The following is a 15,292-nucleotide window of genomic DNA, read 5'->3' on the forward strand; positions in this document are numbered from 1 at the left end:
GTGCCGATCCAGACCACACGTTTCGGACGCTCTCGTGATCGTCGCTCCGCGGCGCTGCGCCGCGAACCGGACAACCGCATCGGGACCGCGGAGCGGCGTCTTTCAGGTATCGCATCTTTCGCCCTTTTCCGAAATGTCGACGCATCGATCGTCCAGGCGGCGATCGAGGACTGCGAGGTGCTGGCGCTGCTGCCGGGCATGCCCCTGCTGCACCCGGGTAGCATGAACGACAACGTCTTTCTCCTGTTGTCGGGCGAACTCGGAGCGTTCGTGGGCGACGACCTGACTGCCGGGCCTGCGGTCACGATCACGCCAGGTGAGACCGTCGGCGAACTGTCAGCAATTGACGGCCAACCCGTCTCTGCGCTGGTCATGTCGATGACGACGTCGCGCGTGCTGCGCCTGCCGCAGTCTGTCTTCTTCCAGCGACTGAGCGTCATTCCGGAGCTTGCCCGCAATCTGCTTGCGATCCTTTCCGCACGGATGCGTCGAAGCAATCTGGTGATGCTGGAGTCGCAACGTCGGCGACTGGAGCTCGACTATCTGCGCCAGGAACTCGACATCGCACGTCAGTTGCAGGCGAGCATGCTGCCGCACCAACGTCCGCTGTTTCCCGACCGGGACGACATCGATATCGCAGCGCTCATGGAACCGGCCTCCGCCGTGGGCGGCGACCTCTTCGATGCCTTTTTCCTCGACCACCGACAACTTTTCTTCTGCGTCGGCGATGTCTCGGGCCATGGCGTTCCGGCAGCCTTGTTCATGGCTCGGGTAATCGGTCTGATGAGGGTGACAGCGATGGGGGTGCGGGAGCCCGGACGGCTTATGCAGGAACTGAACGAGCAACTATGTGCCGGCAACGACACGAACATGTTCGTGACCCTCTTCTGCGCCATCCTCGAGGTGGATACCGGTCGGCTCGTATACGCCAACGGTGGGCACTGCGCACCGCTACTGGTCAGCCACGGCACGCCTTCTTTCCTGCCGCTGCCGAAAGGCGCCCTGATTGGTGCCATTCCAGGCTTGGCCTACGCGGCACGGGAGATCGTGCTCGGTCCCGATGAGACGCTGCTCTGCTTCACGGACGGCGTGACGGAAGCCGAGTCCCCCGACGGGAGGGAATTCGGTAGCGAACGTCTTTTCGAGGTGGTCACACTACTGACCAAGGTCACGCTCGAGAGCCTGATCGAGGAAATACGCGGGGCGGTCGCGGATTTCTCGGCACCGCACCTGCTCGAGGACGACTGCACGCTGCTGGCGCTGCGTCGCACCACTCGCACACCGGGGGCTCGGTGACCATGGATACATCAGGCGCAGGTAGGCCGAAACGTCCAGCACCAGGATGGAGCAGACTCGCATACGACGCACCATTGATAAGCATTGATCCGTGCCAAACGATTGCAGGCCGCCACGGCGCCGGTGAAACCAGCCGCTTGGAAGATGAATTTTTGTGTCCGATTTCACACTGTGATGCAGACACTTCGATTTTCAGGGCTCAATACCTTGACCTCCTCACCCGATGCGGATGCGCGACTGAAACGAGCTGCATCGGATGATCGGGAGAAGGTGGTTCGGGGGGTGAGCGGCTCGATCTTTCACGAATTCACGGCGCCGGGAACGGGTATCCCATCCTTTATGCTGGCGATCGAAGCCCGCGAGCCCGGATCAGCATTCTGTTTGGCAGGATTCTTGCAGCACTTGGGCCTCAAAACAAAAAGGCGGGGAGACACTACGTGCGCATATCATCTGGGGGCCCATCAGCGGTGCTCCTGTCGGTCGTTTTCTCATCCTTTCCGCTTTCCGCGCTCGCCGCCGACGCCTGCAAGGAACCCGCCGGACGGCTTGCATCCATCGAAGGACAGGTACAGGTGCAGACGGGCGCGCAGCCCGGCTGGCAGCCAGCGAAGCCAGAACAGTTACTTTGCCGCGGCGATTCGATAAGGGTGGGCAAGTCGGGGCGTGCCGCCGTGGTGCTGGCGAACGAAGCGGTGATGCGTCTGGATCAGAATACGACCATCCGTCTGCTTGAAATCAGCGGCCGGAAGGAAGATAGGTCCTTCGTCGAACTGGTCAAGGGCGCGCTGCAATCGTTCAGCCGCAAGCCGCGGCTCATGTCCGTCAATACGCCCTACCTCAACGGGTCGATCGAAGGCACCGAATTCGAAGTACGTGTAGACGGTGAGCAATCTTCCATTCTGGTTCTGGAAGGCCGCGTTGTCGCGGCCAACGAACGAGGCTCGGTCGCGCTCGAGCCAGGCGATCAGGCGGCGACCCGCGCGGGCGATGCGCCGACCGTGAGTACGCTTGTCAAGCCACGTGACTCGGTTCAGTGGTCGCTCAATTACCCGCCGATCCTGGCCGCGGGCGGCGAGGCAAATACGCCGCTCGAACGCGCCGCGCAGTTGCTTGCCGTCGGTCGGCAGGACGAAGCGCTGCCCGAACTCGACGCTGTACTGACACGCGATCCGCAATCCGGTCTTGCTTACGCGCTGCGCGCCATCATCCATGTGGTGCGCAATGAACGCAGCCTGGCGCTTGCGGCAGCCGAGAAGGGGGTCGCGCTGAGCGACACGCCAGCAACGCGCATCGCGCTGTCTTACTCGCAGCAGGCGGACTTTCGCATCGAGGCGGCGCGCGACACGCTGCTTGCAGCCGTCGAGCGTTCGCCCGACGCCGCTCTGGCTTGGGCGCGTCTGAGCGAGCTGCAACTGATGCTGGGCGACAAGGACCGAGCGCGGCGTTCCGCCGCCAAGGCGGCGGCGCTCGCGCCGGATCTGGCCCGCGCCCAGCTCGTGCTCGGTTTCGCTTCGCTTTCGGAATATCGAAATGATGCAGCAGGCGCAGCCTTCCGGCGCGCCATCGAACTTGACCCATCCGATCCGCTGGCCCGTCTCGGACTCGGTCTGGCCCGCATCAGCAGCGGCGAACTGCACGCCGGACGCGCTGAACTGGAACTTGCCGTGGCGCTCGATCCGAATCAGGCATTGCTGCGCGCCTACCTGGGCAAAGCCTACTTCGAGGAGCGACGCGATACGCTGGACGACCAGCAATTCGATATCGCCAAGTCGCTCGACCCGCTCGATCCGACGGCCTTCCTGTATGACGGCATCCGCAAGCAGACCGCAAACCGGCCGGTCGATGCACTGACTGATCTGGAAACGTCGACCGCGCTCAATGACCAGCGCGCCGTCTACCGCAGCCGCCTGCTGCTCGACAAGGACCAGGCGGCGCGCGGCACCAGCGTCGCGCGCGTGTATAACGACCTTGGCTTCCCCGACCTGGGTGCCGTGGAGGCGAGCCGATCACTTGCGCTCGACCCGGCCGATGCGTCGGCCCACCGGTTCCTGTCGGACATTCACCAGAACACCCGACGGCGCGAGATTGCTCGGGTCAGCGAACTGACGCAGGCCATGATGCTGCAGGATCTGAACATCAATCCGGTACAGCCCAGCACGAGCGAAACCAATCTGAACATCGTGACTTCTGGCGGCCCGGCGGGCGCCGGTTTCAACGAATTCACCCCGCTGTTCCAGCGCAATCAGGCTCAGCTCAGCGCATCGGCGCAGGCGGGCAGCAACAGTACGAGAGGCGGCGAAGCCGTGGTGTCGGGTCTTTACGACCGCTATTCCTTCAGCCTGGGCGCCCTCGACTACGAAACGGACGGCTGGCGTCGCAACAACGGGCTTGAGCAGACGGTGTACACCGCGTTCGCTCAGGCAGCGTTGAGCAGCACCGTGAATGTGCAGGCGGAGTACCGCCACCGCGAATCGACCGAGGGCGATCTGGCCTTCAACTTCAACCCGGACGATTTCGTCGCCAGCCGGCGCATCGGACGCAAACAGGAAACCACACGCATTGGCCTGCGCTTCTCGCCGGCGCCGCAGACCCACCTGCTGCTGTCCTACATTCATGGCACGCGAGAGGAAAATCTGAGCGAAGTCATCGATCTGCCGCCGGTGTTCGGCACGACAACCTCGACCAACAGGCAGCGATCGAACACGAAATCGGATCAGGTCGAAGGTCAGCTGCTGCATGCGATGGACACCTCCAATCTGGTCGTCGGCGCAGCGTGGGGCAAGTCGCGCCGGACCGACACCGTCAATCTGTCGATCGACGACTCGATACTGGGCAACCTGCTGGCCATTTCGGGTCAGGAGAAGTTTCCGACCCGCCACCCGCGCGGCTACGTCTATGTGAACCTGAGGCCGAACCCGTCGGTCGTGTGGACGCTGGGCGCGAGCTACGACAATTTCGAACAGGACTCCTTTCAGGACCGGCGCCTGAACCCGAAATTCGGCGTGCAATGGGACATGAATCCGGTGCTGCGGCTGCGTGCGGCCGCGTTCCAGGTGGTCAAACCTGCGCTGGCCGGCAACCGCACGCTTGAACCCACGCAGATCGCCGGCTTCAACCAGCTGTTCGACGACATCAACGGCACGCGCTCGAAGCGCTACGGCATCGGACTGGACTGGCGGGCGCACCAGCAGGTGCGCACCGGCATCGAATTCACCCACCGCAACATGGACGAACCACTGCTTGATGCGCTGGCCGGCGCGTGGATTACGGAAGCGCGCTCCGAACAACTGCATCGGGTCTATGCCGACTGGACGATCACTTCGCGTGTCGCGCTGCATGCGGAACTGGCTTACGACCGTTATCGCAGCGATCGCGGCATTGCAACGTCGGACGGCAATCTTCCCGAAGGCGTCGTGACCTGGAGCGTGCCGATCCGGCTTAGCTATTTTGCCCCGTCCGGCTGGTTCGCCGGGCTTTCGGGCACCTATGTCGATCAGGACGTGCGCCGTTCGCTGACGGCGACGCAGGCATCCGGCAAGGATCAGTTCGTGGTTGTCGATACTTCGATCGGTTACCGGCTGGCGCAGCGGCGCGGCGTGCTGAGCCTCGCCGTGAAGAATCTTTTCGACAGTGATTTCCGTTACCAGGACGACAGCTACCGCGAGTTCCGCGACGAGCCGGTAATCGGTCCGTATTTTCCCGAGCGCACCGTCATGGCCCGCTTCACGGCCGGCTTCTGATTCGATATTCCGGGTAGAACCGGATGATTGCAGTCATCAACAAACCACAAACAACGAGGTCACACACCATGCATTCAACTGGAAAAAATCTGATCATCGCACTGGCCATGAGTCACGCGACTTTCGTCATGGCTTCGGAAAAAGCAGTCACCGTGTTTCCTGCCGAAGGCAACAAGCAATGCGCCGACTACGCAGCCAACGACCGCATCATCCAGATGGGGACAAACTCGCCCCAGCCAGCCGGCATGGTCATGGGCGCCGAGAATCCGCGCGATACCGATGCCGTCGGCGAGTCGGCAAGCTACACCGTGTCGGGTAGCAAAGTCGTCGGTTTTTCCGCAGCGACGACACCGGTCGACTTCGCGATTCTCAAATCCAACCGCAATATCGCCGTCATCATCTATCCCTCGGGAGGCGTCACGTCTGACTCGAACATGCAACTGCTGGTGAACGATGTCCCACAGACCGTAACGGCAATCAGTCTCTGCTACGGTCTTGGCAATGCGGCGCCGCAGCCGCCGCTCGCCACGCCGATCAAATCGTGCAACCTCGAAGCGACGCTCGATCAGACCGGCGTGTCCTGTCCGACGGGCGGCCGCGCGCTCGTCTGCAACTTCGAGCTGGATCAGCCGTTCTACGGGCTGAATGACGGCAGCGACACCTGCTGCGTGTGCAACGACCCGAATTCGGTGCTGCAGGAATGCGACCCCACGCTCGCCGCGGGCACGGAAGGCGCCTGTGTCCTTACGGCAGCGGAAAAGGCCGATCGCCAGCCGCCGCTGCCCGCGGGAGAGGTGACGACGCACATCGAGCTGAACAATGACCCGTACTTCTGCACGACCGTTGCGGGTATCCGGAAGTGCTATCTGTACTGATCGGCGGTCAGGGCCCGGTCACCCGGGCCTGCCTCGCCTGCCATGGCGGAAGAACAGTGTGAAACCGCTTCGAACCGATGTACCGCCTGAACCCGACTATGCAGGCGCCGTGGCGCATGCGCTGCAGCGCCTGCGCACCGAGCTGCCCCCTTTCTTTTCCTACCACGACGTCGGCCACACCGAACACGATGTGCTGCCTGCGGTGACCCGGCTCGCCCGGCTGGCGGGTCTTAGCAATGCCGACCGTCAGCTGCTCGAAGTGGCCGCGGCTTATCACGACCTGGGCCATGTGCAGAACCACATCGGGCACGAGCAGATCGGCGTGAGTGTCATCGATGACGTGCTGCCCGGCTTCGGTTTCGGCGCCCGCGACATCGAACGGATCTCCGGCATGATTCTGGCGACCCAGCTCCCGCAGTCGCCGCAGAACGCGCACGAAGCACTGCTTGCCGACGCCGACCTGGATTCGCTCGGCCGGGAGGATTTCTTCGACACCAGCGAAGCACTGTGGAGGGAGCGCGCCGCGCTCGGCTATCCGATGTCCTGGCCCGACTGGCTGGAGACGCAACTCGCGTTTCTCGCGAGCCACCGATACTTCAGCGACGTGGCGCGCACGCTCCGCGACGCGGGCAAGCAGCGCAACATTGCCTTGCTCAAAGAGCTGATGCGTGAGCAGCGCGATGCAAGCCCCCGCCAGGCTTGAGCGCTGCCGTGGCTGCCATGGCTGCCGGCAAAGCTACTTGGCATCCATCCTGATCACGCGTGCATCCTCCGGCGCGGGCGTACCGGAGAGATACATGTCGCAGCGCATGCGGTAGAACAGGCTCGGACCATCGTCCGGAAACGCCCGCAGCAGCGCTTCGAACGCCGCGGCGGCGGCGTCCCATCGGGCACTGTGAAAGATCGCGAGCGCTTCTTCGAACTGGCGCGACAACGCGTGCTGCGAGGCGGACACGGTGGCCTCGGTGCCCATCACCTCGAAGATCGGAATGGCGCCCGACTTGCCGACGAACTGGAAGTCGCCGAGCGGCCGCAGCAGGAAGCCCTCCAGCGCCTCGACGACGGCCTGCGTGGCGAGGATCTGCGTACCGATGTGCTTGTTCAGCCCCTCGATGCGCGATGCCGTGTTGGCCGTGTCGCCGACGATGCTGAATACGAAGTGACCGCCGCCACCGGCATGCCCGACATAGAAGTTGCCCGCTTCCAGCCCTACGCGCAGCGACGCCTTCAGCATAGGATGCCGCCGCTTGAAGCCGGCGATCGCGTCCGACGCCCCCAGCGCAGCCAGTACCGCCTGGCGGCGCACCGATGCTTCCGGCTTGTCGGCCGTCCAGGCACACATGATGGCGTCGGCCCGGAATTCGGTCACATCGACTTTCTGCCGCTTCAGCGCACCGGCCAGCGTATCGAAGTAGTCGTTCAGGAACACTGCCAGCTGATCCGGCGGCAACTGTTCGGAAATGGTCGAGAAGCCCGACATGTCGGTGGCCAGACAGGTGCCGTACACCACTCGATTGAAGGCATGCGGATCGACCTGGCGGTCGGTCAGGTCGCGGGCGACGTTCTCCGGCACGTAGTAGCCGAGCGCCTTGCTCATGCGACGGCCTCGGCCGCGTTCCAGCAGATACTGCGCTGACAGGCCGAGAAAGAGCGCAAGAGGGAACTGCACCAGCAGTGGCGTGGCAAGCGGCACCCACAGGTCGGCGACGTTGAACGACAATTGTGCGGCAAGGGCATAGAGCCCTGCCAGCACGATGACCAGCGGCACCCCGGCGAGCGCCGGCAGCAGATAGGCCAGCGCACCGGCGACGAGGCCGAAGGCGAACAGCACCGCCACGGTCTGCGCCGCGTCGGGCGTGCGGATGCTGCGGTCGGTCATCAGGTTGCCGAACGCCGTGGCGGCGATTTCCACCCCGCTGAGGTCGACACCGTCGTCGTTGGTGAACACCGTGTAGAAACGGTCCGGGTGACCCGGGTCGTAGAGGTCGGCGAACCCCACGAATACCGTCCTGCCGCGGAAATCGAAGGTACTGCTTCCAGTGGCGGTGCCCTGCGCATTGACCAGATCCTGATAGAACACGGTCGGCACGGTACCCGGCGGGCCATAGAAATTGAGCAGCCGGTGCGGGTCGCCGCTGTACAGAGCACGCAGCGCACGCAGCAGATCGCGTTCTCCGGCTGGCAAATCGGCGCGGGCTTCGATGAGGACCCGCAGGCGCTCGGTCGCGGCCGGGTCGTTTTCGAGCCGTTCGCGGAAACGCCCCATAATGGTGCGCAGACTGGCCGCCTTGCCAAACCCGGCCAGGTCCGCAGGCAGGTCATCGAGACCGGCGACGCCCAGTTCGCGCAGCAGGTCCATCCAGGCCGTGTAGAGCTTCAGCGCATGCACCTGCATCGCAGCAGCCGGCAGCGTCGGTGCATCGCCGACGCTTTCCTTGAACACCCAGAACTCGTAGACGGCCGCATCGATCTTGGGCAGCGGGAAGGTGGCCAACCCCTTTGCCGCGTCGACCAGCGCGGGCAAAGGCTGAACCAACTGCTCGACCCAGATCGATCCCGACGGGCGACCTTCGGAGTCGGTCACCGGCTGGCGTTTGCCAGTCACCAGTTCGATGAGCACGACGCGATCGGAACGGTCGATCGCAGCTGCAAACGTCAGATCGTCGGCGCTGACGCGCGGCTTGTCGAACTGCATGTCGAACACGATGGCCGATGCACCACGCCGGGTCAGTTCATCGACCAGCCCGGCATGCACGGTTCGCGGCCAGTCGCGCGGCTGGCTGGGCAGACCGAGCTGGTCACCGGTGCGGCCATCGATGGCTACCACGACGACGTCGGGGGGCGGTGCAATGGGCCCGCGGATATTGAACAGCCAGGGCAGACCCACGCTGCGTTCGAAGGAGGCGCCCGCATCGACGAGGCTGGCAATGATGCCCACCAGCCCGGTCAGCAGACCGATCGCGAGACCCTTGGCGGCACGCCGTGTGCGATTCTTCATGCGCGTCGAGTCTTTCTCGAGTCGTTGATCGGGGCATTGCGCGGAGCATAGCGGGTCAGGCACACGCTACGCGCAGTTTTGCCGCCGGATCCCTCGGCGGTACGCACCATCTGGCTGCACCGGTAATGTGCGGTGGGCACGGGAATTGCGTTCATTCATGTCACAAGGGAGAGAAAAGGACAATCGATATGCAATCTCCGATCCAGGCCTATCTGGAAGGCTTGCACAGCCGCCTCGCGGGAATCCGGAGCGGCGAGCTGGCGAGTTACATCCCCGAACTCACGAAGGCTGATCCAGCCTGGTTCGGCATCTGTCTGGTGACGATGGATGGCACGGTCTATTCGACGGGCGACACCGATGAGATCTTCACGATCCAGTCCATATCCAAGGCTTTCGTCTATGGCACCGCGCTAGCAGACCGGGGACTCGATTTTGTCAGCCGCAAGGTTGGCGTCGAGCCGAGTGGTGACGCCTTCAATTCCATCAGTCTCGATCCCCAAACTGGTGCGCCGATCAATCCGATGATCAACGCCGGTGCAATCGCCACCACAAGCATGGTCAGCGGTGAATCACCTGAAGCCCAGTGGGCGCGGATAGAGGATTCGATCTCCACCTTCGTGGGCAGAAAGGTCAACATTGATGAGTCGGTGTACCGATCGGAAAGCGCGACCGGATTCCGGAATCGCGCGATCGCCTGGATGCTGAAGAACTTCGGCATCATCGATGGCGAACCGATGGCATCGCTGGAAAATTACTTTCGCCAGTGCTCGATCGAGGTGAATTGCCGCGACCTCGGCTTCATGGCGGCCACGCTGGCGAACGGCGGTGTTCACCCGCTCACCGGCAAGCGCGCGCTGCCGGCCGAACACGTCGAGCGCGTCCTCAGCGTCATGGCCACCTGCGGCATGTACGACTACGCAGGCAGTTGGCTGTACGAGATCGGGTTGCCGGCCAAGAGCGGCGTGGGCGGGGGCATCATAGCGGTGCTGCCCGGGCGTTTCGGCATTGCCATCTTTTCGCCGCTGCTCGACGAGAAGGGCAACAGTGTGCGCGGCATCGAGGCATGCAAGCACCTGTCCAGGGACTTCAACCTGCATGTGTTCACCCCGGCGGGTGACCCGCGCATGACGCTGGGTCGGCTCTACACCGGTGCCGATGCGCCGTCGCGCCGACAGACCACCGGTGACACACGAGCCTGGCTCAGTGCCAACGCGCATCGCATCAAGTACCTCTGCCTGCACGGTTTTCTTGGAGTGGATGGCATCGAGTACGTCATACGGCGCATGATCGAGCTGGCTGCCGAAACGCACAGTTTCATCCTGGACATGAATCAGGTGGATGGCATGTCCGAAAGCGCGGCCACGCTGTTGCATCAGGCGCGACTCGGCCTGATGGACGACGGCATCGCCGTCGTGTGCTCGCGCATCCGTGACGGCTCTCCGGTAAAGGAGCGTCTGCGCAAGACGACGCGCAGCGGTGACCGTGGCGTGCTGCACTTCGAAGACAACGATCTGGCCGTCGAATGGTGCGAGAACCGCCTGATCGGTGAGGCGTCCTGCAGCGCGATGGCGCATCGACCGCTGGCGGATTCGCTGCTGTTCGCGGGCATGCCAGAACCCCTCATGAAGAAGGTGCATGCGGTTGCCTACCCGCAGCAGTTCGCCGCAGGCGCGCAGATTCTGAAGGTGGGGGAAGCCTGTGACGGCCGCGTTTATTTCATCGAATCGGGCCAGATCAGCGTGCTCGTGCCGACGGAAGATGGCAAACACCAGCGCATTTCCTCGCTGGGTCCGGGCATGAATTTCGGCGAAATGGTGTTGCTGGGTCAGAAAACCCGCACTGCCACCGTCTATGCCGACAGTGATGTACGGTGCAGCGTGCTTGAAGTTCGCGATTTCGACCGCATTTCGGCGGCAACCCCCGAGTTCCGGAGCGTCATTCTGGAGAACCTTGCGCGGGACCTCGCCGACAAGCTGCGCCGCTCAACGCAGTGCGTATCGGCGCTCGCCTGAACGACTGTCCGTCGCCGATACCGGGTCGGACATCAGGCGTCGTCCGTCCTCGACGCGCATTGCACACGGAAGACCCAGTGTCCCTGCGCTACCATCAGGTCCGCCTTCTATGGAAACGGACCCCGTGAAGCCGCAAGACCCTGCTCTGCTTCGCAGCGCCAACTTGATCGACGGCCAGTGGATCGCGGCCGACGATGGCGCCACGCTGACCGTGCGCAATCCGGCAACCGGCGAATGGCTGGCCGACGTGCCCCGCTGTGGCGCGGCGGAAACCGCGCGGGCGATCGACGCAGCAGCACGCGCCCTGCCCGGCTGGCGCGCACGTACCGCCGCGGCACGCGCCCGCGTGCTGCGTGACTGGTTCGCACTGATCCTGGCGCATGAAAAGGCGCTCGCGGCACTGATCACGGCCGAGGGCGGCAAGCCGCTGGCCGAGGCGCGCGGCGAGGTCAAGTACGGCGCCTCCTTCGTCGAGTGGTTTGCCGAAGAAGGTAGGCGCGTCTATGGCGACACCATCCCTTCGCCGGCGTCCGACACCCGGCTGCTGACGCTGCGCCAGCCGGTCGGCGTGTGCGCCGCCATCACGCCGTGGAATTTTCCGCTGGCGATGATCACGCGCAAGGTTGCGCCCGCACTGGCGGCCGGCTGCACGGTCGTCGTGAAGCCGTCGGAACTGACGCCGCTGACGGCGTTCGCGCTGGCTGAACTGGCCTTGCGCGCCGGTGTGCCACCGGGCGTGCTCAACGTGATCACCGGTGATCCGGCACGGATCGGCGACGCCCTGTGCGCCGACCCGTTGGTGCGCAAGCTGTCCTTCACCGGCTCTACGGCGGTCGGCCGGCGACTGATGGCGCAATGCGCACCGACCCTGAAGCGGCTGTCGCTCGAACTGGGCGGCAATGCACCCTTCATCGTGTTCGACGACGCCGATGTCGATGCCGCAGTCGAGGGCGCGCTGGCGGCCAAGTACCGCAACAGCGGTCAGACCTGCGTATGTGCCAACCGCTTCATCGTGCAGTCCGGCGTCTATGAAGCTTTCGTCGCCCGACTGGCCGACGCTTCGGAGCGGCTGGTAGTCGGCGACGGCGCCGATCCGGGTGTCGAACAAGGGCCGCTGATCAACATGGCAGGCCTCGAAAAGGTCGAGGCGCTGATCGCCGATGCGAAGGCGAAAGGTGCCCGGGTGCTGTGCGGCGGACGCCGCCATGCGCTCGGTGGCACCTTCTTCGAACCGACCGTGCTGACCGATGCGACACCGGCGATGCGCATCGCCCGCGAAGAAGCATTCGGGCCGGTGGCGCCGGTATTCCGCTTCGATTCCGAAGCGCAAGCCATCGCGCTGGCCAACGACACCGAATCCGGGCTCGCCGCCTATTTGTATACCCGTGATATCGGCCGCGGCTGGCGCGTCGCCGAAGCACTGGACTTCGGCATGGTCGGCCTTAACACCGGACGCATATCGAACGAAGTCGCCCCGTTCGGTGGCATCAAGCAGTCCGGCTTCGGGCGCGAAGGGTCGAAGCACGGCATCGAGGACTATCTCGACATCAAGTACCTGTGCATCGATATCGGCCTCGCACCTGCCGGGTAACCATCGAACCGTGACCGCCCCGTTCGCCGATCACTTCGCCACGCTCGCCAGCCAGTATGCGAGCAGCCGCCCGACCTATCCGGCGGCACTGTTCGACTGGCTGGCCGACCAATGCGTCGCACCTGACTGCGTGTGGGACTGCGGCACCGGCACCGGTCAGGCGGCGGTCGATCTGGGCCGCGTGTTCGGGCGGGTCATCGCGACCGACGCCAGCGCCGCCCAGATCGCCGAAGCCACCCCGTATGCACGCGTCGACTACCGGGTTGCACCCGCCGAGGCGTCGGGGCTGGACGATGCATCGGTCGATCTGGTCGTCGTCGCCCAGGCGCTGCACTGGTTCGATCTCGACCGCTTCTACCCTGAAGCGCGGCGGGTGCTGAAACCGGGCGGCATAATCGCGGCATGGTGTTACGGCGTGCTGCACGTCGGCGACGAAGGCGATGCGGTGGACCACCTGGTGCAGCACTTCTATCGCGATGAGGTCGGCCCCTGGTGGCCGGCCGAACGCCGGCATGTGGAAACGGCTTACCGCGACCTGCCCTTCCCGTTTGCGCTGCTGCCCGCACCCGACTTCGCGCTGTCGGCGCGGTGGACGCCGGCGCAGCTGCTCGGCTACCTGCGCAGCTGGTCGGCCACCGCGCGCTTCATGGCCGCGAATGGCTTCGATCCGGTCGAACGGTTGTCGGTCGCGCTGCTCGCGGCCTGGGGCGACCCGCAGCAGGCGCGGACGGTCAGCTGGCCGCTGTCGCTGCGCGTCGGGGTACGCTAGGGTCAGTTGAGATTCGCTTCGTACCTCACGCGCGCGGCTGCCACTCAGCGACGCATGAAGCGGACGCTCACGGCAGGCGCCCAGCTCGACACAATCACGGCGCCGGCGAGCATGAATTCGAGATTGACGAACAGGTATTCCAGCGACGGGTAGGCGGTCGCGCCGTCCCACGGCACGCAGCCTGCCAGCGCGACCACCGCGAACAGCGGGCGCGCCCAGCGCCGGAACAGCAGCAGGCCGGCCGTCGAGATCGATGCCAGCGCCAGATATGCCATGCCGCCGATGCCGGTCATCCAGCTCGTCGCGTCCTGCGCCGCAACGTAGTCACGCAGCGGCTCGGGCAGATCAGGTGCGGTGGCGATGTGCGACACGACCGCCAGCACCACGCAAAGCAGATAAAGCGCGATCAGCATGCGGAAAATTCTCGGCGTCATGAATTTTCGGTGCGGTGGATGAAGAGCGGCGCTAGCACGCGCGGCGCGGCGCGACTCGGCAAGGGCTGCTGTCCTGACATGCTCATTCGGCGCCGCCACGGCGACCGGCCTTGATCGCCGAGCGGTGGGTCTTGCCCGCCAGCCGTCGTTCGACCGCCGCGCGACCCGGCCGCGTCGGACGGCGAATCTTCGCGACATGGGCGGCCGCGGCAATCAGTTCGTCCAGTCGGCGCATGGCCTCGGCACGGTTCTTTTCCAGACTGCGGAAGGTCTGCGCCTTGATCACCACGACGCCTTCATGGGTGATGCGCTGGTCGCCGAGCGCAAGCAGTCGCACCTTCAATTCGTCCGGCAGCGACGAGGCGCCGATATCGAAGCGCAGATGCGCCGCACTCGATACCTTGTTGACGTTCTGCCCGCCGGCGCCCTGGGCGCGAATTGCGGTGAATTCGATTTCGTCCGGCAGCAGGGTGTAGGGCATGCGCATGAGGCAGGTCAGGCGTTCGGCAATGCTGGATTGTGCCCCGGACCCGTGCGTTGCACAGCACCGGGGCATTGACCCGACAGTCCGGGGCGGCGTGTCAGTTCCTGCGCTTGCGCGCCGGCAACAGACGATCGTACTCGTCCTTGACCACGCCGTAGCACTCGCACACGCGCTCTTCCATCTTCGAGCGCTTGACGACGGTGATGAGGCCGCGCGAGCGTGCGATCAGGCCTTCCTTCTCCAGCGAGCCCAAGGTCTGCGTCACGCTTTCGCGCCGCACGCCGAGCAGCTTGGCGACCCGCTCCTGTGTGACGGGCAGTTTGCAGCCGTCCAGCCGGTCGATGCTCATCAGCAGCCAGCGGCACATCTGCTGGGCCAGTTCATGGTGCTGGTTGCACACCGCGTTCTGCGCCGTCTGGCAGATCATCGCCTGCGTGAACAGCAGCGACAACGCCTGCAGATGACCACCAAGCCCGAACTCGTTCTGCATCACCTTGCGACTGAGACGGTAGGCCTTACCGGCGCTCTGCACTTCGGTACTGGTCGGCATGCTTTCACCGCCCATGAAGATCGAAATGCCGACCATGCCCTCCTTGCCGACCAGCGCTGTTTCGCTGGAAGAACCGTCTTCCAGCGAATAGAGCAGCGATACGATGCCGGAAACCGGAAAGTGCAGGAAATTCACGTGATCGCCGGATTCCGACAGGGTCCAGCCTATCGGCATCTCGACGAGTTCAAGATCGGGCAGCAGGCGCGCGAAGTCCTTGTCAGGCAATGATGCAAGTATCCGGTTCGCCGTCGGATCGGGCGGCGATGCACTTTCGGCATCCTTTTTCGACATGGCCTGTCCCTTCCAGGGTGGGTTGGAGTGTGTAGATGTACGGAAAACAGCGCGAATGGAAGGCTTTTCGCGCTGCAACGCAGACTGCTGAAGGCGACGCATCGGGGATGATCCGCGCCGCCGCCCGTCATGCATATAGCCCCTATCCGGGCGGGTTACAACTCGCGTTTTTCCCGCGCCGGCCTTCGGGTCATGACGAGCGCCCGACCCGCGCGCCGCTGTGGTTGATGCAACGGAAGTAAACACGGTCTT

Annotated in this window: 12 protein-coding genes; 8 read left to right on the forward strand and 4 right to left on the reverse strand. The window is 64.2% G+C overall.

Going from position 1 to position 15,292, the window contains the following annotated elements; genetic code table 11:
* The 4 genes from NMQ16_RS08170 (at position 1) to NMQ16_RS08185 (ending at position 6,614) form a co-directional block, all read left to right on the forward strand.
* Positions 1–1,296, forward strand: coding sequence for a SpoIIE family protein phosphatase (locus NMQ16_RS08170; protein WP_257080037.1), 1,296 nt, complete (start codon positions 1–3; stop codon positions 1,294–1,296).
* 647 nt (positions 1,297–1,943) lie between these two features.
* Positions 1,944–5,036, forward strand: coding sequence for a TonB-dependent receptor domain-containing protein (locus NMQ16_RS08175; RefSeq protein WP_257080038.1), 3,093 nt, complete (start codon positions 1,944–1,946; stop codon positions 5,034–5,036).
* A 23-nt stretch (positions 5,037–5,059) separates the two neighbouring features.
* On the forward strand, positions 5,060–5,911 hold the full coding sequence (locus NMQ16_RS08180; protein WP_257080039.1) for a hypothetical protein: 852 nt from the start codon (positions 5,060–5,062) through the stop codon (positions 5,909–5,911).
* A 109-nt stretch (positions 5,912–6,020) separates the two neighbouring features.
* Complete coding sequence (locus tag NMQ16_RS08185) at positions 6,021–6,614, forward strand: HD domain-containing protein (RefSeq protein ID WP_257080040.1); 594 nt, start codon at positions 6,021–6,023, stop codon at positions 6,612–6,614.
* 33 nt (positions 6,615–6,647) lie between these two features.
* On the opposite strand, the gene NMQ16_RS08190 is transcribed toward NMQ16_RS08185, so the two are convergent.
* The gene (locus tag NMQ16_RS08190) at positions 6,648–8,909 is read right to left on the reverse strand and encodes a CHASE2 domain-containing protein (protein WP_257080041.1); all 2,262 of its coding nucleotides are present in this window, start codon (positions 8,907–8,909) and stop codon (positions 6,648–6,650) included.
* A 188-nt stretch (positions 8,910–9,097) separates the two neighbouring features.
* Between NMQ16_RS08190 and glsA the strand changes: the two genes are divergently transcribed.
* The 3 genes from glsA (at position 9,098) to NMQ16_RS08205 (ending at position 13,281) form a co-directional block, all read left to right on the forward strand.
* Positions 9,098–10,921 (forward strand): glutaminase A, encoded by a 1,824-nt coding sequence (glsA, locus tag NMQ16_RS08195; protein ID WP_257080046.1) that lies wholly within the window; start codon positions 9,098–9,100, stop codon positions 10,919–10,921.
* 145 nt (positions 10,922–11,066) lie between these two features.
* On the forward strand, positions 11,067–12,512 hold the full coding sequence (locus NMQ16_RS08200; protein WP_257080134.1) for an NAD-dependent succinate-semialdehyde dehydrogenase: 1,446 nt from the start codon (positions 11,067–11,069) through the stop codon (positions 12,510–12,512).
* A 10-nt stretch (positions 12,513–12,522) separates the two neighbouring features.
* A complete protein-coding gene (locus NMQ16_RS08205; protein ID WP_257080047.1) occupies positions 12,523–13,281 on the forward strand; it encodes a class I SAM-dependent methyltransferase in 759 nt (252 codons plus the stop codon).
* Between the two features lie 44 nt (positions 13,282–13,325).
* Here the strand turns inward: NMQ16_RS08205 and NMQ16_RS08210 are convergent, their stop codons facing one another.
* The 3 genes from NMQ16_RS08210 to NMQ16_RS08220 form a co-directional block, all read right to left on the reverse strand.
* The gene (locus NMQ16_RS08210) at positions 13,326–13,715 is read right to left on the reverse strand and encodes a hypothetical protein (RefSeq protein WP_257080048.1); all 390 of its coding nucleotides are present in this window, start codon (positions 13,713–13,715) and stop codon (positions 13,326–13,328) included.
* Positions 13,716–13,797: 82 nt separating this feature from the next.
* Positions 13,798–14,202 carry an alternative ribosome rescue aminoacyl-tRNA hydrolase ArfB gene (arfB, locus tag NMQ16_RS08215; RefSeq protein ID WP_257080049.1) on the reverse strand — a complete coding sequence of 135 codons (405 nt, stop codon included), beginning with the start codon at positions 14,200–14,202 and terminating at the stop codon, positions 13,798–13,800.
* Between the two features lie 94 nt (positions 14,203–14,296).
* Positions 14,297–15,040 carry a Crp/Fnr family transcriptional regulator gene (locus NMQ16_RS08220; RefSeq protein WP_257080050.1) on the reverse strand — a complete coding sequence of 248 codons (744 nt, stop codon included), beginning with the start codon at positions 15,038–15,040 and terminating at the stop codon, positions 14,297–14,299.
* Between the two features lie 35 nt (positions 15,041–15,075).
* Here NMQ16_RS08220 and NMQ16_RS08225 point away from each other — a divergent pair, with 35 nt between their 5' ends.
* Positions 15,076–15,282 carry a hypothetical protein gene (locus NMQ16_RS08225; protein WP_257080052.1) on the forward strand — a complete coding sequence of 69 codons (207 nt, stop codon included), beginning with the start codon at positions 15,076–15,078 and terminating at the stop codon, positions 15,280–15,282.
* Positions 15,283–15,292 lie beyond the last annotated feature (10 nt).

The organism is Methyloversatilis sp. XJ19-49 (assembly GCF_024580145.1).
Classification (GTDB): domain Bacteria; phylum Pseudomonadota; class Gammaproteobacteria; order Burkholderiales; family Rhodocyclaceae; genus Methyloversatilis.